Origin of the sequence: Sphingomonas sp. M1-B02, assembly GCF_026167525.1 — a bacterium.
Lineage (GTDB): Bacteria > Pseudomonadota > Alphaproteobacteria > Sphingomonadales > Sphingomonadaceae > Sphingomonas.
This window is the reverse complement of the sequence record NZ_CP110679.1, coordinates 977,096-997,384: the sequence shown is the minus strand read 5'-3', so window position 1 is coordinate 997,384 and position 20,289 is coordinate 977,096. Positions and strand designations below refer to the sequence as shown.

At 67.5% G+C, this 20,289-nt stretch carries 16 protein-coding genes and 1 tRNA gene; 10 read left to right on the top strand and 7 right to left on the bottom strand.

Features of this window, described 5'->3' with window-relative positions; translation table 11 throughout:
• Positions 1 to 3: 3 nt before the first annotated feature.
• From addB to trxA, 3 genes are all read left to right on the top strand, one after another.
• On the top strand, positions 4 to 2,937 hold the full coding sequence (gene addB / locus OKW87_RS04775; protein WP_265542698.1) for a double-strand break repair protein AddB: 2,934 nt from the start codon (positions 4 to 6) through the stop codon (positions 2,935 to 2,937).
• Between the two features lie 131 nt (positions 2,938 to 3,068).
• Positions 3,069 to 6,509: a double-strand break repair helicase AddA gene (gene addA, locus OKW87_RS04770; protein WP_265542696.1), complete on the top strand. Its 3,441-nt coding sequence runs from the start codon at positions 3,069 to 3,071 to the stop codon at positions 6,507 to 6,509.
• Between the two features lie 53 nt (positions 6,510 to 6,562).
• A complete protein-coding gene (gene trxA / locus OKW87_RS04765) occupies positions 6,563 to 6,883 on the top strand; it encodes a thioredoxin (RefSeq protein ID WP_265542695.1) in 321 nt (106 codons plus the stop codon).
• A 118-nt stretch (positions 6,884 to 7,001) separates the two neighbouring features.
• Here the strand turns inward: trxA and argJ are convergent, their stop codons facing one another.
• Positions 7,002 to 8,225, bottom strand: coding sequence for a bifunctional glutamate N-acetyltransferase/amino-acid acetyltransferase ArgJ (argJ, locus tag OKW87_RS04760; protein ID WP_265542694.1), 1,224 nt, complete (start codon positions 8,223 to 8,225; stop codon positions 7,002 to 7,004).
• Positions 8,226 to 8,304: 79 nt separating this feature from the next.
• Here argJ and OKW87_RS04755 point away from each other — a divergent pair, with 79 nt between their 5' ends.
• The 4 genes from OKW87_RS04755 (at position 8,305) to secA (ending at position 12,180) form a co-directional block, all read left to right on the top strand.
• Positions 8,305 to 8,619 carry a type II toxin-antitoxin system Phd/YefM family antitoxin gene (locus tag OKW87_RS04755; protein ID WP_265542693.1) on the top strand — a complete coding sequence of 105 codons (315 nt, stop codon included), beginning with the start codon at positions 8,305 to 8,307 and terminating at the stop codon, positions 8,617 to 8,619.
• Positions 8,603 to 8,977 (top strand): type II toxin-antitoxin system VapC family toxin, encoded by a 375-nt coding sequence (locus tag OKW87_RS04750; protein ID WP_265542692.1) that lies wholly within the window; start codon positions 8,603 to 8,605, stop codon positions 8,975 to 8,977. The genes OKW87_RS04755 and OKW87_RS04750 overlap by 17 nt, the downstream gene beginning before the upstream one ends.
• 88 nt (positions 8,978 to 9,065) lie before the next feature.
• A complete protein-coding gene (locus OKW87_RS04745; protein ID WP_265542691.1) occupies positions 9,066 to 9,326 on the top strand; it encodes a hypothetical protein in 261 nt (86 codons plus the stop codon).
• 109 nt (positions 9,327 to 9,435) lie between these two features.
• Positions 9,436 to 12,180 (top strand): preprotein translocase subunit SecA, encoded by a 2,745-nt coding sequence (secA, locus tag OKW87_RS04740; protein ID WP_265542690.1) that lies wholly within the window; start codon positions 9,436 to 9,438, stop codon positions 12,178 to 12,180.
• Between the two features lie 42 nt (positions 12,181 to 12,222).
• On the opposite strand, the gene OKW87_RS04735 is transcribed toward secA, so the two are convergent.
• The 3 genes from OKW87_RS04735 to OKW87_RS04725 all read right to left on the bottom strand — a co-directional run bounded on the left by OKW87_RS04735 (position 12,223) and on the right by OKW87_RS04725 (position 14,504).
• Positions 12,223 to 12,837 (bottom strand): CC0125/CC1285 family lipoprotein, encoded by a 615-nt coding sequence (locus OKW87_RS04735; RefSeq protein ID WP_265542689.1) that lies wholly within the window; start codon positions 12,835 to 12,837, stop codon positions 12,223 to 12,225.
• 132 nt (positions 12,838 to 12,969) lie between these two features.
• A complete protein-coding gene (locus tag OKW87_RS04730; protein WP_265542688.1) occupies positions 12,970 to 13,491 on the bottom strand; it encodes a phosphoribosyltransferase in 522 nt (173 codons plus the stop codon).
• On the bottom strand, positions 13,488 to 14,504 hold the full coding sequence (locus OKW87_RS04725) for an adenosine deaminase (RefSeq protein WP_265542687.1): 1,017 nt from the start codon (positions 14,502 to 14,504) through the stop codon (positions 13,488 to 13,490). The genes OKW87_RS04730 and OKW87_RS04725 overlap by 4 nt, the downstream gene beginning before the upstream one ends.
• A 65-nt stretch (positions 14,505 to 14,569) precedes the next feature.
• On the opposite strand from OKW87_RS04725, the gene OKW87_RS04720 reads away from it, so the two are divergent.
• Positions 14,570 to 14,767 (top strand): KTSC domain-containing protein, encoded by a 198-nt coding sequence (locus OKW87_RS04720; RefSeq protein ID WP_265542686.1) that lies wholly within the window; start codon positions 14,570 to 14,572, stop codon positions 14,765 to 14,767.
• Positions 14,768 to 14,828: 61 nt separating this feature from the next.
• Here the strand turns inward: OKW87_RS04720 and OKW87_RS04715 are convergent.
• The 3 genes from OKW87_RS04715 to moaA all read right to left on the bottom strand — a co-directional run bounded on the left by OKW87_RS04715 (position 14,829) and on the right by moaA (position 16,729).
• Positions 14,829 to 14,903, bottom strand: a tRNA-Asn gene (locus OKW87_RS04715).
• A gap of 48 nt (positions 14,904 to 14,951) precedes the next feature.
• Positions 14,952 to 15,719, bottom strand: coding sequence for an NAD kinase (locus OKW87_RS04710; RefSeq protein ID WP_265542685.1), 768 nt, complete (start codon positions 15,717 to 15,719; stop codon positions 14,952 to 14,954).
• Positions 15,716 to 16,729: a GTP 3',8-cyclase MoaA gene (gene moaA / locus OKW87_RS04705; protein ID WP_265542683.1), complete on the bottom strand. Its 1,014-nt coding sequence runs from the start codon at positions 16,727 to 16,729 to the stop codon at positions 15,716 to 15,718. The genes OKW87_RS04710 and moaA overlap by 4 nt, the downstream gene beginning before the upstream one ends.
• An 80-nt stretch (positions 16,730 to 16,809) precedes the next feature.
• Between moaA and OKW87_RS04700 the strand changes: the two genes are divergently transcribed.
• Together OKW87_RS04700 and OKW87_RS04695 are read left to right on the top strand one after the other, a co-directional pair.
• Positions 16,810 to 18,795 (top strand): putative bifunctional diguanylate cyclase/phosphodiesterase, encoded by a 1,986-nt coding sequence (locus tag OKW87_RS04700; protein WP_265542681.1) that lies wholly within the window; start codon positions 16,810 to 16,812, stop codon positions 18,793 to 18,795.
• Positions 18,796 to 18,854: 59 nt separating this feature from the next.
• Complete coding sequence (locus OKW87_RS04695) at positions 18,855 to 20,078, top strand: glycoside hydrolase family 172 protein (protein ID WP_265542680.1); 1,224 nt, start codon at positions 18,855 to 18,857, stop codon at positions 20,076 to 20,078.
• The last annotated feature ends 211 nt before the right edge of the window (positions 20,079 to 20,289 follow it).

The window sequence follows — 20,289 nt, the reverse complement described above, 5'->3', positions numbered from 1 at the left end:
CCCATGCCCGAACGCCCCCATCTCTACACCATCCCGCCGCATCGCGCCTTTGCCGATGCGCTGGCGATCGGGCTGATCCGGCGGTTCGGCGGGGATCCGTTGCGGCTGGCGCGGGGGACCGTGTTGCTGCCCAATAACCGTGCCAAGCGATCGATCCAGGATGCATTCGTGCGGGCGAGCGCGGGCGGATTGCTGTTGCCGCGGCTGGTGGCGGTGGGCGATCCGGAGCTGGACGAGGCGCTGTTCGATAGCGACGAAGGCGAGCCGATCCCGGCTGCGGTCGATCCGCTGCAGCGGCGGATGATCCTGGCGCGGCTGATCCAGGAATCGGGATCGCCGGTGGATGCGGCGGAGGCGGTGCGGCTTGCCGGCGATCTGGCGGCGACGCTGGACCAGTTGCTGATCGAGGAAGTCGCACCGACGAAACTGCGCGAGCTGGAGCTGACGCAGGAGCTTTCGGCGCATTGGGAGCGGTCGCTGGCGCTGTTCGAAGTGGTGCTGGAGCGCTGGCCGCGCGAGCTGGCGCGGCTGGGGCGGATCGATCTGGCCGAGCGGCGCACCTTGCTGCTCGATCGCGTCTCTAAACGCTGGCGGACGGCGCCGCCGCCGGGCTTCGTCTGTGCGGCGGGCATTACGGCCTCCGCGCCGGCCATCGCCAAGCTGCTGCAGACCGTCGCCGGGATGGCGCAGGGGATGGTCGTGCTGCCGGGGCTGGCGACGGGGATCAGCAAGGAAGAATGGGACTCGCTGGGTCCATTCGAGCCCGATCCGGTGACCGGACGGCGGCGGCGCAGGCTGGAGACGCATCCGCAATATCATCTGAAGCTGCTGCTCGAACGGATGGGCGTGCACCGCGACGAGTTCGAGCCATGGCGCGCGGCGAGCGAGCATGATGCGCCGCCGGCGCGGAGCAAGGCGATCGCCTCGGCGATGGCGCCGCCCGAGCTGACGCATGGCTGGACCGCGCTGCCGGCGGCGGAACGGCGGCTCGCAGGAGTGCGCGCGCTCGAAGTGGCGACCCCGGCGGAGGAGGCGCAGGCGATCGCGCTGGCGCTGCGCGGGGCGCTGGAAGTTCCGGGCAAGACCGCGGCGCTGGTGACCCCCGATCGCGTGCTGGCGCGGCGGGTGGCGGCGCATTGCGTGCGCTGGGGGCTGACGATCGACGATACGGCGGGGCAGCCGCTCTCGATCCTGCCGCCGGGAACGCTGCTGCTCGCGCTGATCGACGCGGCGGCGCAGGGTTTCGCGCCGTTGCCGCTGCTGACGCTGCTCAAACATCCGCTGGTGATGCCCGAGCAGCGGCTGGAATGGCTGGAGGGTGCGAGGCGGCTGGATCGCGCGCTGCGCGGGCCGCGGCCGGCGCCGGGGCTGGCGGGGATCGACCGGCATCTGGCGGAGCAGAGTGGGCGCGACGGGCATTTGCGGCGCGCGGCGGCGCGATGGTGGCCAACGGCGAAGGCGATATTGGCGCCGCTGGAGGCGGTGTTCGATGCGGGATCGCAGCCGGTGCCCGCTTTGCTGGCGGCGCTGCGCGAGACGGCGCAGGCGCTTGCCGGAGACGGGCTGTGGAGCCGGGCGGACGGGCGCGCGGCGGCGGACTTGCTCGATTCGCTCGAGCGCGAGGGCGCGCACGGGCCGCCGCGCACCGAGCCCGAGGCGATGGGGCCGTTGCTGCGGACCTTGATGGAGGAAAATGCGGTGCGGCCGCCGCAGGGCGGGCATCCGCGGGTGGCGATCCTGGGCGTGCTCGAGGCGCGGCTGCAGACCGCCGACCTGATGATCCTGGGGGGATTGAACGAGGGCGTGTGGCCGGGGCTGCCCGCGCCCGATCCCTGGCTCGCGCCGCGGATCCGATCCGAGCTGGGGTTGCCGGGGCTGGAGCGGCGGATCGGGCTTTCGGCGCATGATCTGGCCGGCGCGCTGGGTGCGCCCGAAGTGCTGCTGACGCGGGCTCGGCGCGATGCGAGCGCTCCGACGATCGCCTCGCGCTTCTGGCTGCGGCTCGAGGCGCTGTCGGGCGGGCTCGAGCGGGCGGGCGAGCTGGCGCAGTGGCTGCGCGGGCTCGACGATCCGGGGGATCACCAGCCGGCCAAGCGCCCCGAGCCCTCGCCCCCGATTGCGGCGCGGCCCAAGGAGATTTCGGTGACCGAAGTCGATCGGCTCAAGGCCGATCCCTTCGCTTTCTATGCGCGGCGGATGCTGCGGCTGATGCCGCTCGACCCGGTCGACGCCGATCCGAGCGCGGCGTGGCGCGGGACCGCGGTGCATGATGTGCTGCAGCGCTGGTTCGAGGCGGACGATTGCGCGCCCGACAAATTGCGCGCGCGGGCGGAGGCGATGCTGACGGACGAGCGGACGCATCCGATGATGCGGGCCTTGTGGCAGCCGCGGCTGATGGAGGCGATCGACTGGATCGCGAGCGAGATTGCGGCGAAGCTGAGCGAGGGGCGCGCGGTGCTCGCGGTGGAGCAGCGCGGGGTGATCCAGTTCGACGGGGTGGAGCTGAGCGGGACCTTCGACCGGGTGGACCGGCTGGCCGACGGCAGCCTGGCGATCGTCGACTATAAGACCGGCAAGCCGCCGTCGCTTGCCGCGGTGCGCGAGGGGTTCAGTCTGCAGCTGGGGCTGCTCGGGCTGATTGCCGAGCGGGGGGGATATGACGGGATTTCGGGGCGCGCGAGTGGATTCGAATATTGGTCCTTGTCGCGCAATCGGGCGGGGGGCTTCGGCTATGTGGAGAGTCCGTGCGATCCGCGGCGGCGGGAGTATCTGCCGGCGGACGAGTTCGTCGATCGTGCGGTGGCGCAGTTCGAGGGGGCGGCGCGGACCTGGCTGACGGGGGAGGCGCCGTTCACCGCCAAGCTGCACCCGGATTACGCGCCTTATGCGGAGTATGACCAGCTGATGCGGCGGGATGAATGGTATGGGCGTGAGTAGAGTCGGCATCATTCCATCTCTTCCCACCCCGGCGAAGGCCGGGGCCCAGTTGCCATCCTTGTGGGGCAGCGGCCGGGTGATCTCGATAGTGCGTTGCGACTGGGCTCCGGCCTTCGCCGGGGTGCGATAATATGGCGGAAGTTCGGGCGCTCCACCGGCTCAAGGGCAACCAGCGGATCGCGAGCGATCCGCATCGCCATGTCTGGCTCTCGGCCTCGGCGGGGACGGGAAAGACGCAGGTGCTGGCCGCGCGAGTGTGGCGGCTGCTGCTCGCGGGGGTCGATCCGAGTGCGATCCTGTGCCTGACCTTTACCAAGGCAGGCGCGGCGGAAATGTCCGAGCGGATCACCAGCCGGCTGGCGCGCTGGGTGCGGGCGGGCGACCGCGAACTGGTCGAGGATCTGGAGGCGCTGGGCGAGAGCATTTCGCCCGAGGGGCGCGCGCGGGCGCGGACGCTGTTCGCCAAGGTGCTCGACGCGCCGGGCGGGGGGATCCGCATCCAGACGATCCACAGCTTCTGCCAATCGCTGCTCGCGGCCTTTCCGCTGGAGGCGGGGCTGGTGCCGGGCTTCCGGCCGCTCGACCAGCGCGAGGAGGCGGTGCTGGCGCGCGAGGCGCTGGCGGAGATGCTGGTCGATGCCGAGCGCGAGGGGCGCGGCGGGCTGATCGATGCGGTGGGCGCGCTGAGCCTGCGGCTGGGCGAGGGGAAGGCCGAGGCGTTCCTGAAGGCCTGCGCGCATGCGGCGGGGGCGATGGACATGCTGCCGAGCGGGATCCAGCCATTCCTGCGCGAGGCGATGGGGCTGCCGCGCGGCGATATCGCGCTCGAGATCGAGCAATGCTGCGGCGACGAGGGGTTCGATTGCGCGGGGCTGCGCGAGATTGCGGCGATGAATGCGGCGTGGGGGACCAAGTCCGGGCTCCAGCGCGCCGAGGAAATCGCGATGTGGCTGACGTTGCCGCCGGCCAAGCGCGCGCTGCGGCTCGAGGATCTGCACCTGGTATGGGCGAAGAAGGATCGCGAGATCCGGTCGTTCGGCAAGGGGCAGGCGCCGCAGGATGCGGCCTATGCCGAGCTGGCGACGCGGCTGCACGGCCATTGCGGCGAGCTGCTGGCGATGAAGGTGCAGGCCGACTTTGCCGATCTGCTCGCGCGCGGGCTGGAGGCGGGGCGCGTCTACGCCGACACTTATGCGCGTGCGAAGCGGCGGGTGGGCGCGGTCGATTTCAACGATCTGATCCGCAAGACCGTCGAGCTGCTCGGCCAGCCGGGGATCAGCGAATGGGTGCGCTTCAAGCTCGATCAGGTGACCGAGCATGTTTTGATCGACGAGGCGCAGGACACCAATCTGAGCCAGTGGGAAATAATCCGAGCCGTAGCGGATGAGTTTTTCGCGGGAGAGACGACCCGTGCCGAAGGGGTCCGGACGATCTTTACTGTCGGAGATTATAAGCAGGCAATATTTGGGTTTCAGGGGACTGACCCTAAGAATTTCGCGCTAGCCCACCGGCACTTCGAGAGGCTCGCCGAAGCCGCCTTGGCACGCGATCGCTATGAGCCGAGCCACGATCGTAGGCGTGCCGAAGGACTGGACACGCTATCTCTCGTTGAGAGCTTCCGCTCGACCCGACCGGTGCTCGAATTCGTCGATGCGGCGATCGGGGTGCTGGCGGTGCCGGGGATGGGCGATCTCAGCGATGTCGAGCCGCATGCCAGCGAAGTGCCCGGGCCGGGGACGGTGACGCTGTGGCCGGTGACCGTCGAGGGCGGGAGCGAGGCCGAGGAGGAAGGGTGGGCAGGGGAGGCTACCCGCAAGCTCGCCGGGCAAATCGCCCGGGCGATCAAGGGCTGGCTCGATGGCGGGCTGATGCTGGAGAGCAAGGGGCGCGCGTTGCGGCCCGAGGATGTGATGATTTTGGTCAAGCGGCGCGGCGAGCTGGCGTCGCTGATCGTCGCGCGGCTCTATGCCGAGGGGGTGCCGGTGGCGGGGGTCGACCGGCTTCGGCTCAATGCGCCGCTGGCGGTTCAGGACCTGCTCGCGGCGGTGCGCTTCGTGCTGCAGCCGGAGGATGATTTGTCGCTCGCGTCGCTTCTGGTGTCGCCGCTGATCGGCTGGAGCCAGGACGCATTGATGGCGGCGGCGGTGCGGCCCAAGGGGGTCGGGCTGTGGCGCTATCTGCGCGAGACGCAGGCGAGGGAGCGGCTGGCGCCGCTGGAGGCGATGCTGGCGCGGGCCGACTTCACGACGCCCTATCGTTTCCTGGAAGAGATATTGTCGGGGCCGCTGCAGGGGCGGCGCAAGATGCTGTTGCGGCTGGGCGAGGAAGCGCGTGATCCGATCGAGGAACTGCTCAACGCCGCGCTTAATTTCGAGACCGTCGCGACGCCTTCGCTGCAGCGGTTCCTGGATTGGTTCGATCGCGGGGATGTCGAGATCGTGCGCGATTCGGCGCAGCCGCAGGGCGCCGTGCGGGTGATGACCGCGCATGGGGCGAAGGGGCTGCAGGCGCCTTTGGTGATCCTGGCGGACGCTACGGTCGATCCGACGCGGAGCCCGCGCGATTTCCTGTTGTGGGGGCCGGAGGGGCATGATGGACCCGCCTTCCCGATCTTCCGGCCGCGGGCGAGCGAGCGGGGCGGGCCGCTGGATGCAGTGGTCGAGCAGGTCGATGCGCGCGAATTGCAGGAGCATTGGCGGCTTTTCTACGTCGCGGCGACGCGGGCGGAGGAGCGGCTGGTGATTGCGGGGGCGCTGGGGCCGATGGCGAAGGGGGTGCCGCCGGAGGCGAGCTGGTATGCGGCGGCTTCGCGGGCGTTCGATGCGCTCGGCGTGGAAGGCGAGGGCGAGCGGCGTTTCGTGGGGCTGGAGCCGGCTGCTCCCGTGGCGGTGGCGCGCGGCGGTGCTTTGGCTCAGGATGCGGGGGCTGCGCTGCCCGATTGGGTTGCGCTGCCTGCGCCGGTCGAGGCACGGCCGCCGCGGCCGTTGGCGCCGTCTTCGCTGGGCGAGGACCTGGTGTCCGATCCGCCGCCGTCGCCGGCGATGCGGCTCGCGGCGGAGCGGGGACGGTTGCTGCATGGCTTGTTCGAGCGCTTGCCGAGCGTGGCGCCCGACGCGCGTCGGGCGGCGGCGGGGCGCTGGCTGGCGGGGCAGGTTGAGGAAGCGGACCGCGACGCTTTGATCGAGGCGGCGCTGGCGGTGACCGAGGATGCGCGCTTCGCCGAGCTGTTCGGAGCGGATGCGCTGGCCGAGGCGCCGATCGCGGCCGTGGTGGAAGGCGTGGTGGTATCGGGCACGGTCGATCGGCTGGTGGTCGGCGCGGATTTCGTGCGGGTGGTGGATTTCAAGACCGGGCGGCGGGCGCCGGCGCGGACCGAGGATATTCCGGCCTATCATCTGCGGCAGATGGCGGCCTATGCGGCGGCGCTGGGGGTGATCTTCCCGGGGCGGCGGGTGGAGGCGGCGTTGCTTTATACCGCCGGGCCCGTGCTGCACATGCTGCCCGAGGCGCTGCTCGCGGCGAACAAGCCGGGCTTTGGCGGCTCGGAGCAAAGCTTGGCTTCGCGCGCTTGAGCCGGGGGCGCGGCGTCCATAGATAGATGCTCGATACTTTCAGGAGAATATCAATGGCCACCCAGGCAACTACCGACGCCAGCTTCGACACCGATGTCCTCCAGGCGGACCTGCCGGTCGTCGTCGATTTCTGGGCCGAGTGGTGCGGACCGTGCCGGATGATCGCGCCTGCGTTGGAAGAGCTTGCCGACGAGCTGGGTGAAAAGGTGCGGATCGTGAAGATCGACATCGATGCCAATCCGGACGCTCCGACGAAGTATGGCGTGCGCGGCATCCCGACGATGATCCTGTTCAAGAACGGCCAGCAGGCGGCGACCCAGGTCGGGGCGCTGCCGAAGAGCGGGATCAAGCAGTGGATCGAGCGCGAGCTTTAAGTCCGCTGCCCCCCTTCACTACCGTCATCCCCGCGAAGGCGGGGATCCAGGGTCGCGAGCGATGTCCTGCTTGGCTCTGGATCCCCGCCTTCGCGGGGATGACGGTGTAAGGAGGATCTCAGCTGCGATAGTCGGCGTTGATCGAGATGTAGCCGTGGGTGAGGTCGCACGTCCACACGGTGGCGCGGCCGTCGTCCAGGCCCAGGTCGACGCCGATCTCGATCTCATGGCCCTTCAGATGCGCCGCGACCGGGGCTTCGTCATAGCCTTCGACCGCGAGCCCGTGCCGCGCCACCTGGGTTGCGCCGAAGCGGATCGAGAGATTGTCGCGCTCGGCGGGTTCGCCGGCCTTGCCGACCGCCATGACGACGCGGCCCCAATTGGCGTCCTCGCCGGCGATCGCGGTTTTCACCAGCGGCGAATTGGCGATCGACATGGCGATGCGGTGTGCGCTCCGGTCGGACTCGGCGCCTTCGACATGGATGGTGATGAACTTGCGCGCGCCTTCGCCGTCGCGGACGACGAGATGCGCGAGCTGGAAGCAGAGATCGGCGAGCGCGGCGGCGAAGGCGTCGGCGCCGGCATCGTCCTCGCTGGACAGCGGCGCGTTGCCGGCCTGGCCGGTGGCGAAAGCGAGGATCGTGTCGCTGGTCGAGGTGTCGCCGTCGACGGTGATGCAGGAGAAGCTCTTGGCGTTGGCGTCGCTGAGCGCCTTTTGCAGGAAGGCGGGCTCGACCGCGGCGTCGGTGAAGACGAAGCCGAGCATCGTCGCCATGTCGGGCGCGATCATCCCTGAGCCCTTGATGATCCCGACCAGGCTGATCGTGCGGCCATCGACCACGGCGCGGGTGACCGCGGCCTTGGCGAAGGTATCGGTGGTCATGATCGTCTCGGCGGCGGCTTCCCACGAGCAGGGCTCAGCGGTGAAGGCGGCGTCGAGCCCGGCTTCGGCCTTGTCGATCGGCAGCGGCACGCCGATCACCCCGGTGGAGGCCACGAAGACGTCCGAGGGCTTGCAGCCGAGATGCCCGGCGGTGCGCGCGGCGATCGCCTCGACCGCGCTGCGGCCGCGGCTGCCGGTGAAGGCGTTGCTGTTGCCGGCGTTGACGACGAGCGCGCGCGCCTGGCCCAGCACCATCGCATCGCGGCACCATTCGACTTCGGGGGAGGGGCAGCGGCTCTGGGTGAGCACGCCCGCGACGCTGGTGCCCGGATCGAGCGTGACGAAGGTCAGGTCGCAGCGATCCCAATTCTTGTACTGCGCGCGGGCGATGCGCGGGGTCACGCCGCGGACGGCGGGGAGATCGGGGAACCCGGCGGGGGCGAGGGGGGAGCGTTCCATGCGTGGCGCTTAGCGGGCATGGCCCGTCAGTGAAAGGGACGCGCTTGACCTAGGGCAGGACGAGGGACATCTTCGCTGGATGACGATCCAGGTGCCTCTCGAGGATTTTCAGCGCCGATTTGCGGAATTGGCGGACGCCGCGGAGCGTGGGGAAAGTGTGATCGTCTGGACGAGCGGGCGTCCGCCGCTTCGGGTCGTGCCGGTGGAATCGCGTACGGTGCCGGGCCCCGACACGCGAAGTCACGAGCAGCGTGTGGCCGATGCGAAGAAGCGCGCGTCTGCGATCGGCATGTTCCGCAAGGAGATGGAGGGCTGGGACGGCGTGGTGCCGCCTTCCATGACCGACGCGGAGGTAGAGGAGCGTTGGCGGAGGAAATTTGGACCTGCTGATTGATACGCAGGCGCTTGTCTGGACCATAAGCGAGGATCGTCGCTTTACCGCGAACATGCGATCCGCGATCGAGAGCGAGGCTAATCGAATTTTCGTCAGTGCGGTTACGGCTTTCGAATTTCATGACCTGGAGCGGCGGGGCAGATTGCCACCTGAGGCACTGCTGGAAAGGGTCGTGGAGCGATTGAGGGCAGTTGTCCTCGACTATCCGGGAGAAGCATGGCGCCTGGTTTCGCAGCTTCCGCTGCATCACCTAGACCCCGTCGATCGGATGCTGATCGCGCACGCAATCTACGCCGACCTAACCCTCGTCACCGCTGACGAGACGATCCGCCGCTATCCGGTGCGCACGCTCTGGTGACCCAATCCCCGATTCGATTGGACGAAGCGGGGGTGAAACCCTATGTGCAAGCCGCTGGGCGACAGTCCGTGCCAACCGAGAGATACGTTTGAACCTGCTGCTTCTCCTCACCGCGTTGTTCGCGAGCCTGACCGGGACCGGTTCGGGCGACCGCGTGGTGCGCCAGGTGCAGGGCGTGGCGGTGGTCCGGGCGGCGGGCGTGGCGCAAGCGGCGGTGCAGCCGTCGCAGCGCGTGGCGCAGGTGCACGCAGCCGCGATTTCGGCGCGGCCGGATCGTGCGGCGCAAGCGCTGCCCGAGGCGGCCTTGCTCCCCACGTGCTATTTGCCCTTCGAGCGTCGGCTCGAGTGAGGCTCTGCGCGGTTCGCTGAAGCGGGCCGCTTTTCTCTATTTCAGATGATGCGGGTGTCCCTTCGCGACGCCCGCCCCCACAGCCATTCAGATACAGACAGGAATTCCCATGCTCGGCGGCCTGGCCAAGACCCTTTTCGGCTCCTCGAACGAACGCTACGTGAAGTCGCTCGGAGCCATCGTCCAGAAGATCAACGCGTTCGAACCGACCATCTCGGCATTGTCCGACGAGGAACTGGCTGGGCAGACGGTGAAGTTTCGCGAGCGGCTGGCGGGCGGCGAGAAGCTCGACAACCTACTGCCCGAGGCGTTCGCGACGGTGCGCGAGGCGGCGGTGCGGGTGCTGGGCATGCGGCATTTCGACGTGCAGATGATCGGCGGCATCGTCCTCCATCGCGGCGAGATCGCCGAGATGCGGACAGGCGAGGGCAAAACGCTGGTGGCGACGCTGGCGACCTATCTCAACGCGCTGCCGGGCGACGGCGTGCATGTGGTGACGGTCAACGACTATCTGGCCGCGCGCGACGCCGAGTGGATGGGGCGGCTGTATCGTTTCCTAGGGATGAGCGTGGGCGTGATCGTGCCCAATCTGACCGACCAGATGCGGCGCGACGCCTATAATTCCGACATCACCTATGGCACGAACAACGAGTTCGGCTTCGATTATCTGCGCGATAACATGAAGTTCGACCGGGCGTCGATGACGCAGCGGGCGTTCAATTTCGCGATCGTCGACGAAGTCGATTCGATCCTGATCGACGAGGCGCGCACGCCGCTGATCATCTCGGGGCCGACCGACGATCGTTCGGACCTGTATCGCAGCGTCGATCTGGTCGTGAAGCAACTCGCGCCGGCAGATTATGAGAAGGACGAGAAGCAGCGCTCGATCATCCTGACCGAGGACGGCACCGAGAAGGTCGAGCGGATGCTCGAGGATGCCGGGCTGCTCGAGGGCGCCAATCTCTATGACTTCGAGAATACCCAGGTCGTGCACCACCTGAACCAGTCGCTGCGCGCGAACATGATGTTCAAGCGCGACATCGATTATATCGTGAAGGACGACAAGATCGTCATCATCGACGAGTTCACCGGCCGCATGATGGACGGACGGCGCTGGTCCGAGGGGCTCCACCAAGCAGTGGAAGCCAAGGAAGGCGTGCAGATCGAGCCCGAGAACCAGACGCTGGCGTCGATCACCTTCCAGAATTATTTCCGCATGTACCCCAAGCTTTCGGGGATGACCGGGACCGCGGCGACCGAGGCGCCCGAATTCTTCGACATCTACAAGATGAACGTCGTCACGATCCCGACCAACCTGCCGGTCAGCCGGGTCGACGAGGAAGACGAATTCTACAAGACGACCGAGGAGAAGTTCGGCGCGATCGCCAAGAAGATCCGCGAACATTCGGCCAAGGGGCAGCCGGTGCTGGTCGGCACCGTCTCGATCGAGAAGAGCGAATTGCTGTCCGAATTCCTCAACAAGGAAGGGGTGGCGCACGAGGTTCTCAATGCCCGGCATCACGAGATGGAGGCGCGGATCGTGGCGCAGGCGGGTCGTCTGGGCGTGGTGACGATCGCGACCAACATGGCGGGCCGCGGCACCGACATCCAGCTGGGCGGCAATGTCGAATATCGCGTCGAGGACGAGCTTGCCGGGCTGGAGGAAGGCGAGCAGCGCGAGCGCGCGATCCAGCAGATCAAGGCCGAAGTCGCCGCCGAGAAGGAGCAGGTGATCGCGGCGGGCGGTCTGTTCGTGCTCGGCACCGAGCGGCATGAGAGCCGTCGCATCGACAACCAGCTGCGCGGCCGATCGGGCCGCCAGGGCGATCCGGGGCTCAGCCGCTTCTATCTGAGCCTGGACGACGACCTGTTGCGCATCTTCGGGTCGAACACGCTCTTCAGCCGGATGATGCGATCGAACATCGAGGATGGCGAGGCGATCGGATCGAAGTGGCTGTCGAAGGCGATCGAGACTGCGCAGAAGAAGGTCGAAGCGCGCAACTACGATATCCGCAAGCAGGTCGTCGAATATGATGACGTGATGAACGACCAGCGCAAGGTCATCTACGAGCAGCGCAGCGACATCATGGATGCCGATACGGTGGGCGAAGTCGTGGTCGACATGCGTGCCGAGACGGTGAATGCGATCGTCGGCGCGGCGTGCCCGCCCAACAGCTACCCCGAGCAGTGGGACGTCGAAGGGCTCAAGCAGAAGGTCGCCGATACGCTCAATGTCGAAGCGCCGGTCGATGAGTGGATCGCGGCCGAGGACGGGCTTGAGCCTGAGCAGGTCGAGACGCGGATCCAGGAGGCGGCCGATGCGCTGATCCTCGCGAAATCGTCCGAGCTGGAAACCGAGACCTGGACGCAGATCGAGAAGTCGATCCTGCTGCAGAATCTCGACCATCACTGGAAGGAGCATCTCGCGATGCTCGATGCGCTGCGCCAGGTGATCCATCTGCGCGCTTATGCGCAGAAGACGCCGATCAACGAATATAAGCATGAGGCGTTCGCGCTGTTCGAGCGGATGCTGGCGAATATCCGCGAGGATGTGACCCGCACGATCGCCTTCGCCCAGTTCCGCATGTCGGCGCCGACCGACCTGCCCGAGTTGCCGGACTTTCTGACGACGCATATCGACCCGCTGACCGGCGAGGACGACAGCTATGATTATGATGGGGGCGCGATGGGTCTGGTGACCACGCGGCTGCCGCAGCTGGGGATTCCGATGCCGTCGGGTGAGGATCTGGGCAGCGATCCGGCGACGTGGGACGGGCTGGTCAGCCGCAATGCGCCGTGCCCGTGCGGTTCGGGGCGCAAATACAAGCATTGCCACGGGGCGCTGACCGCCTGAGGCGAGAAATCCTCCCCCGCCGTGGCGGGGGAGGAGTTTGGCTTAGCGCTGCGAGGGCACCTGGATGGTCGGGCCGATCCGATCGATCACGTCGCGCGCATCGAAGGCGCGGACATTATCAGCCGGCTTGGGGCCGCGGCCGATGACGATTTCGGCCATCGCCTCGTAGCGATCGACGGTGCGATAATCCCAACTGCGATCGTTCCAGAAGGGATCGTCGTAGAAGGGGTTGAAGCTGCGCCAGCCAAAACCGCCGCGGCCAAAACCAGCGCCGCGACCGTAGAAGCGCCAGCGCGGGCTCCAATAGCCCCAGGGTCCGGGACCATAAGCGCCGGGGACGCGATAGGTGTCGGTGCGGCGCTCGGTATCGCGATCGGCGAGGATGAAATAATCCCCGCCATTCTGGACGGTAAGCTCGGCCGCACGGAACAGCAGATAACGCTCGACGGTCTCACGCGCGGTGAGGCTGTTGCCGGCGAAGCTGACGCGGAAGCGGTTGCTCTCGATCTGCTCGTCCATATAGCCGGTGCGATATTGGCCGCTGCCGGTCGCGGGCTGGTAGGGCGTGGCAGTCATGCAGGCGGCGAGCGTGAGACTGCTCGCGACCGCAAGGCCGAGCGCGAACAGGCGCCGGCGCTTTGATGTGCTTTTCAGCATGTTGGCGATCCTTTGATCATAGGGGTCGATGCATTGCCTATCGCGGGACGAACGCGTGCGAAGGGGGTTTATGTCCCTGTCGCGACACGATGAATCGTGCGCCTTTGTCGATTGACCGTGGGTGAACAGCGGTCAGGCCAATCGCTCGGGCACTTCGACCGCCTCCAGCGCGATCGTTTCGCGGGGCGCCATCGCTTCCCAGGGGAAGACGAACCAGTCCTTGGTGATGCTGCGGTCGATCCGGCGGAAATGATAATCGACGCGCTGGGCGGAGCGGCTGTTGTCGAGCAGCACGCAGAAGCGGATGTTCGAAGAGATTGCTCCTTCGGCGGCAAGCGCGGTGCGAAGCTCGCCGATGGTCTTGCCGCTGTCGTTGATATCCTCGACGAACAAGAGCCGCTCGCCCGTCCGGCTCCGCTCGGCGAGGACCGCGACCAATTCCTCGCCGAATTGCGCGATCCGGGTCGAATAGTCGATCGAGACGAGCTGGATCCCCATGCGGTGCGAGAGGAATACCGCGGGCGTGAGGCCGCCGCGTCCCACGCCTACCAACAGCGACGGGCGCCACCCTTCGGCTTCCATCGCCACAGCGATCGCCTCGACGCCTTCGACCATCGCGTCGTGCGGGAAGGGGGTGAAGACGATCTCGCTCATGCGTGGGCCTCCGCATAGGCGTCGAGCGCGGCGAGGTGCCGGGAAACCTCCTCGTCGGGGAGGAAGGAGCCGAGGAAGCTGTTGCGCGCGAGCGTGACGAGGTCTTTGCGATCGAGCCGGCGGCCGGCGGCGGCGGCGCGGTAATTGTCGGCGACATAGCCGCCGAAATAAGCGGGATCGTCGGAGTTGATCGTCGCGCGCAGGCCGAGCGCCAGCATGCGATCGATCGGATGCTCGTCGATCGATGCGACGTTGCAAAGCTTGACGTTCGACAAGGGGCAGACGGTGAGCGTCATCCCCGAGCGGGCCAGGCGGGTGACGAGGTCCGGATTTTCCAGCGCGCGATTGCCGTGATCGAGGCGATCTATCTTCAGCAGGTCCAGTGCCTCATAGATATATTCTGGGGGGCCCTCCTCGCCGGCATGGGCGACGCGCTTGAGCCCCATCGCGGCGGCCGCGGCGAAGACTCGCTCGAACTTGGAGGGGGGATGGCCGACCTCGGACGAATCGAGCCCCACCGCTTCGATGCGATCGATCCAGGGCTGGGCCTGTCCGAGCGTCTTGAAGGCCTCTTCCTCGTCGAGATGGCGCAGGAAGCAGAGGATGAGCTTCGAGGTGAGGCCATGCTTCGCCTCGGCCTCGGCCATGCCCGCGAGCAGGCCGTTGGCGGCGACTCCGAAGGGGATGCCGCGATCGGTGTGCGTCTGGGGATCGAAGAAGATTTCGGCATGGCGGACGCCGTCCGCCGCGGCGCGATCGAAATAGGCCAGCGCCAGGTCGCGGAAATCCTCCTCGGTGCGCAGCACGTCGGCGCCGGCATAATAGATGTCGAGGAAATCCTGGAGGTTGGAGAATTGATAGGCGGCGCGCACCTCCTCGACCGAGGCATAGGGGATCGCGACCTGGTTGCGGCGAGCGAATTCGAACATCTGCTCGGGCTCGAGGCTGCCCTCGATATGGAGATGCAGCTCGGCCTTGGGCAGGCCGGCGATGAAGCTGTCGGTGTCGATCATGGCGCGGAGCATCGCAGGGCAGGCGAGCGAGTGCAACGGCGGGACTCGGCATGCGTTGATGCGCCATGCCTTCGACTGTGATCCGGCGGTGGGACTATGACGAGGCCGATCGTAGGCTCGACGTCGAGTTCGTGACCGGGAAGCGCTATTCCTATCACGACGTGCCGGCGCAGATTGCGGAGGCGATGCAGGCGGCGTATTCGAAGGGGAGCTATTTCAACGGCGAGATACGGGACCGATTCCGCTTCACCCGGCGGCGATGAGCCGTTTTCATCCGGCCAATCCGGACCATCAAGGGGACCCTGGTCCCACGGTCTGACCGGCTGGCTCCCTGAGTTGGATTCGAACCAACGACCAAGTGATTAACAGTCACCTACTCTACCGCTGAGCTATCAGGGAACAGCCGTGGGGGGCGTCTATAGGCCCCGATTTGAGGATGCAACCCCCTCACGCAATGAATTGCTCCATCGTGATGCGGTCATCGAGCGCGTGCTCCGGATCGAAGAGCAGGGTGAGGTCGCGATTATGGTCGATCGCTATGTCTACCTGCGATACTTCGCGGACTTCGCGCTGGTCGGCGACGGCGCTGACGGGGCGCTTGTCTGCCTCGAGCACCCGGACGGCGATGCGGGTTTTCTCCGGCAGGATCGCGCCGCGCCAGCGACGGGGACGGAAGGGGCTGATCGGGGTCAGTGCCATCAGGGCCGAGCCCAAGGGCAGGATCGGGCCGTTGGCGGACAGATTATAGGCGGTGGAGCCCGCGGGGGTGGCCACCAGCATGCCGTCTGCGATCAGTTCGGGCAGGACGATTCGATCGTTGATCGTGACTTCGAGCTTCGCGGTCTGGCGGGTCTCGCGCAGCAGGGAGACTTCGTTGATCGCGGGGAGGATATGCTGCTCGCCGCCGACCGTGGTCGCTGTCATGCTGAGTGGCGAGACGCGGAACGGCTTGGTGCGGGCGAGGCGTTCGTCGAGATGCTCGAGGCGCCAGTCGTTCATCAGGAAGCCGATCGTGCCGAGATTCATCCCGAAGACCGGCAGGATCCGATGGCGCTCGAGCATCGTGTGGAGCGTCTGGAGCATGAAACCATCGCCGCCGAGCGCGACGACCTGTTCGGCCTCCTCGATCGGCACCCACTCATACGCGGCGCGCAGCTCAGCCGCCGCCGCCAGCGCGGGCGGGGTGGGGGAGGCGAGCAGCGCGCGTGCGGTCATCCGCCGGTGACGCTCATGTGGCGGGCAACCGCCGGGGCGCTGCCCGCGGCGATGCTGAAATCATGTGCAGCGGGCTTGCGGCCGAGCGCCTCGAGGATGCGGGCGTCTACCGCGGCGAGTCCGCCGGTGCGGATTGCCGCGCGCAGATCGACCGAATCCTCATGGCCGAGGCACATGTGAAGCTTGCCGTCGGTCGAGACGCGGACGCGGTTGCAGGTGGCGCAAAAGTTCGCGGTGAGCGGCGAGATAAGGCCGAGCCGGGTGCCGGTGCCCGCCACGCGCCAGTAAAGGGCCGGGCCGCCGGTCTTGTGATCGTCCGGCTGCAGGTCGAAGCGCTGGCGGAGGCTGTCCATCACCGCGGGGAGCGGGAGGAAGCGATCGGCGCGGTCTTCGTCGATCTGGCCCATCGGCATCGTCTCGATCAGGGTCAGGTCATGTCCTTCGGCCGCGCACCAGGCCAGCATCGGGCCTATCTCATGCTCGTTGAGGCCTTTGAGCGCGACCATGTTGATCTTGATCGCCATCCCCGCCGCCTTGGCGGTGGCGATTCCGCCGAGCACCTTCGCCACGTCGCCGTGGCGGGTGATGTGGCGGAACAGCGCGGGATCGCGGCTGTCCATGCTGACGTTGATCCGGCGGATGCCGGCGGCGAAGAGGTCATCGGCATGCAACGCGAGGCGGGTGCCGTTGGTGGTCAGGGTAAGCTCGTCGAGCGCACCGCCGACCTGGCGCCCGAGGCGGCGCACCAATTCGACCATGTCGCGCCGGACCAGGGGCTCGCCGCCGGTCAATCTGATCTTCCGGACGCCGCGGGCGATGAAACGCTCGGCGATCAGCGCGATCTCCTCCAGCGTCAACACTTCCTCACGCGGCAGGAAGGTCATCGCCTCCGACATGCAATAGCGGCAGCGCAGATCGCATCGATCGGTGACCGAGATGCGCAGATAGGTGATGGCGCGGCCGTGGCGGTCCACCAGTTTCTCGGCACTCAAGGCGGGGATGGTGGCCATGTTAGCTGGGTAAGCACTCGAACGGCTGCAAACAACCCTAGCGATGGCGGGGGCGGGCGGTTCCCGCTATCGAGACGTTGATGCAAGATGTTTTCAAGATCGTCGAGACCAACGCCGAGACGTCCGAGACGCCGGTGTTCGTGCTTTCCTTCCGCCAGCGCGACGAGGTTGCGGCGGCCACGGCCGGCGGCGGCTGGCGCGTCGTCGCGGCGCGCCGGGCGGACGGGCTGGAGCAGCGCTTCCTGGCGAGCGGCGCCAGCGTTGCGGTGATCGATGCGCGCGGGGCGCTGAGCGACGGGCTCGAGGCGACCAGGGCGCTGGGCAAGACGATCGATTCGCATGGCGGGGCGATGCTGATCCTCGTGTCGCAGAGCGACACCGTCCATATGCGCCATTTCTTCGATGCGGGGGCGACGCATTTCCTGGGCAGCCCGATGTCCTCCTCGGCGATGGCGCATGCGATTCGCTTTGCCGAGCGGCATGTCGAACGGCTGGCGCGGTGGAACGGCAAGGCGGCGGGGCCGCCCGAGCCGCTCGGCTGGCGTTATGACGCGGCGATGCGCTCGCTCCAGCTGACGCCTGGGCTGGGCAATCTGCTGGGGCTAAGCGAGGCGCCGGGGCTCGGCGCGGTGCTGCGTCGGATCGATCCCGCGGACCGCAGACTGGCGCGCGCGGCGCTCAAGCGGCTGAGTGCGGATCGGGTATCGACCGCGTTCGCGCATGATCTGCCCGGCGTCGGCCGCGTGGTGCAGCATCTGCAATATGACGCGCGCACCGGCGGGCTGCACGCGCTGGTCGAGGCGCTGGGGGTCGCACCCGATGCGAGCCTGGCGGTGCGCGACGCGCTGACCGGCGCGCGCGACGGGCCCAGCGCGCGACGTTGGATCGATCGGCAGCTGAGCGAAGGCGAGCCGGTGAGCGTGATCCTGATCGGGATGAAGCGCTTCGAGACGGTGAACACGGCCTATGGCCGGCTGGCGGGGGACGAATTGCTGCGCAGCGTATCGCGGCGGGTGGCCGAAGTGGCGCGCGAGACGCTGGGGCGCGATGCGATCGTGGCGCGGATCGGCGGTTCGGAATTTCTGGTCGCGAGCGGCGCCACCAGCGCGTCGACGCTGAAGGCGGCCGAGGCGCGGCTGGAGGAGGCGCTGAGCCGGCCGTTCGTGGCGGGGGGCGAGATCGCCCCGCTGGGCGCGCGGCTGGCGAGCGCGGTCACGGTGGCGGGCGATTCGGCGGCGAGCCTGTTGCGGCGCGCGAGCGAGGCGCTGATCGGCGATATTCCATCGGCGGCGCCCGATGCGCCGCCGATGGAGGAGCTGGTCAACGACCTCCACTTCGCGCTGGAGCGCGGCGAGATCGGCATTCTCTATCAGCCGCAGGTGGCGATCGCGACGGGCAAGATCATCGGCGTCGAGGCGCTGGCGCGCTGGCAGCATCCAACGCTGGGCGAGATCGGCGCCGAACTGCTGTTCGCGGCGGCCGAGCGGGCGGGGCTCGAGGCGCAGCTGAGCGACCATGTCCAAAGGCGGGCCTTGTCGGGCGCGGCGCAGTGGCCGCAGCGGCTCAACATGCTGCGGCTTTCGGTCAATGTTACCGCGGGCGACGTGGCGCGGGCGGGCTTTGCCGACACGCTGCTGGGGCGCGTCGACGCCAGCGGATTTCCGCGCGCGCGGCTGACGATCGAAGTCACCGAGAGCGGGATCATGGCCGATCTGGGCGAGAGCGCGCGGCTGCTCGGCGAATTGCGCAGCGCCGGCTGCCGCGTGGCGATCGACGATTTCGGGACGGGCTATTCAAGCCTGGCGTATCTGAAGGCGCTGCCGCTCGATTATCTGAAGATCGACAAGAAATTGAGCCAGGACATCACCGGATCGCACCGCGACCGGGTGGTGGTGCGCGGCGTGATCGACATGGCGCGCTCGCTGGGGATTTCTGTGGTGGCCGAGGGAGTGGAGACCGAGGCGCAGCTGGACCTGCTGGCGAAGGAGGGGTGCCAGTATTTCCAGGGATATCTGTGCGCCGAGCCGCTGGATGTGCCGGCTTTGGCGAAGCTGGTTACGGGGTGAGAGAAGCGCCGGGCCCTCCGGGGCTTTTGCGGACCGTGCTGCGCCGTTAGAAGGGTCCGATGCTCAAGACCCGTATCGCGTTTGCCCTCACCGCCAGCCTGTTCGCCAGCCCCGCTTATGCCCAGGAAGTCTATGAGCTTCCCAAAAGCGAGGAGAGCCGCTGGATCAGCCCCGAAAATCCGACCGGCGCCAAGGGCGCGGGAGCGAAGGAGAATCGCGGCGGCAAGGGGCATGCCTTCGATACGATCCCGGTGGGTGGGACGCTGGCGCTGGCCGACATCAAGGGCATGGGCGTCATCGACCGGATCTGGATGACGATCGAGGATCGCTCGCCCGAGGCGTTGCGCGGGCTGAAGCTCGAAATGTTTTGGGACGGCGCGGCGCGGCCCGCGGTGTCGGTGCCGTTCGGCGACTTCTTCCTGCACGGCGCGGGCGAGATGGTGCCGATGGAAACGGCCCTGTTCTCCAGCGCCGAGGGGCGCTCGTTCGTCTCCTACGTGAAGATGCCGTTCCGCAAGGGCGCGCGGCTGGCGGTGACCAACGAATCGGGCAAGCCGGTCAATCTGATCTTCTTCGACGTCAATTATCGCGCGGTCGACAGCCTGCCCAAGGACGCGCTCTATTTCCACGCCTGGTGGAGCCGCGAACCCGCGACCGCGCTGGGCCGCGACTTTCGCATCCTGCCCAGGATCGAGGGGCGGGGCCGCTTCCTCGGCACCAGCGTCACCGTGCTGACCAATCCGGTCTATGAAAAGACCTGGTGGGGCGAAGGCGAGGTCAAGATCGCGCTCGACGGCGACGGCGAACATCCGACGTTGGTGGGCACCGGCACCGAGGATTATATCGGCACCGCCTGGGGCCAGGGCGCCTATATCAACCGCTATCAAGGCGCGCCGATCGCGACCTGGGACGATGGGGGCCGCTGGACCTTCTATCGCTTCCATCTGCCGGACCCGGTCTATTTCCGCCGCGGCATCGAAGTCAGCCTCCAGCAGATGGGCGGTGCGCGCAAGCCGCTGGTCCTGGGGCTGTTGAAGAAGGGCGCGCCGATGATCCCGGTGACGATCGACCCGGGCTCGCGCGACAATTTCCAGCAGCTGCTGACCAACGGCAAGCGGCTCGACGATCCCTCGTTGCCGGATGGGCACACCAATTATTACCGCAGCGACGACGTGGCGGCGGTGGCCTATTTCTACCTCGACCGGCCCGAGGGCGTGCTGCCGCCGATCGCGGGGGCGGAGATGCGGATGTCGGGCATCCGCAAGCCGGCGAAGAAGCCTTGATCTGTCGCCGGGGGGAAGCGGCCGCTGCGATCTCGGTCAAAAAATCGCGTGACGATTCAGCCACCGCGGGCGGGCGGATGCGGGAGGGAGCCGATGAAATCGGCGGAAGGGTGAGGGGGAGTGAGACTCACATCCCCCTCATCCTTCTCCCTCGCTACGCGAGCGGGCCCCTTCCTTCTCCCACAAGGGGAGAAGGAGGTTTAGCTGGCAT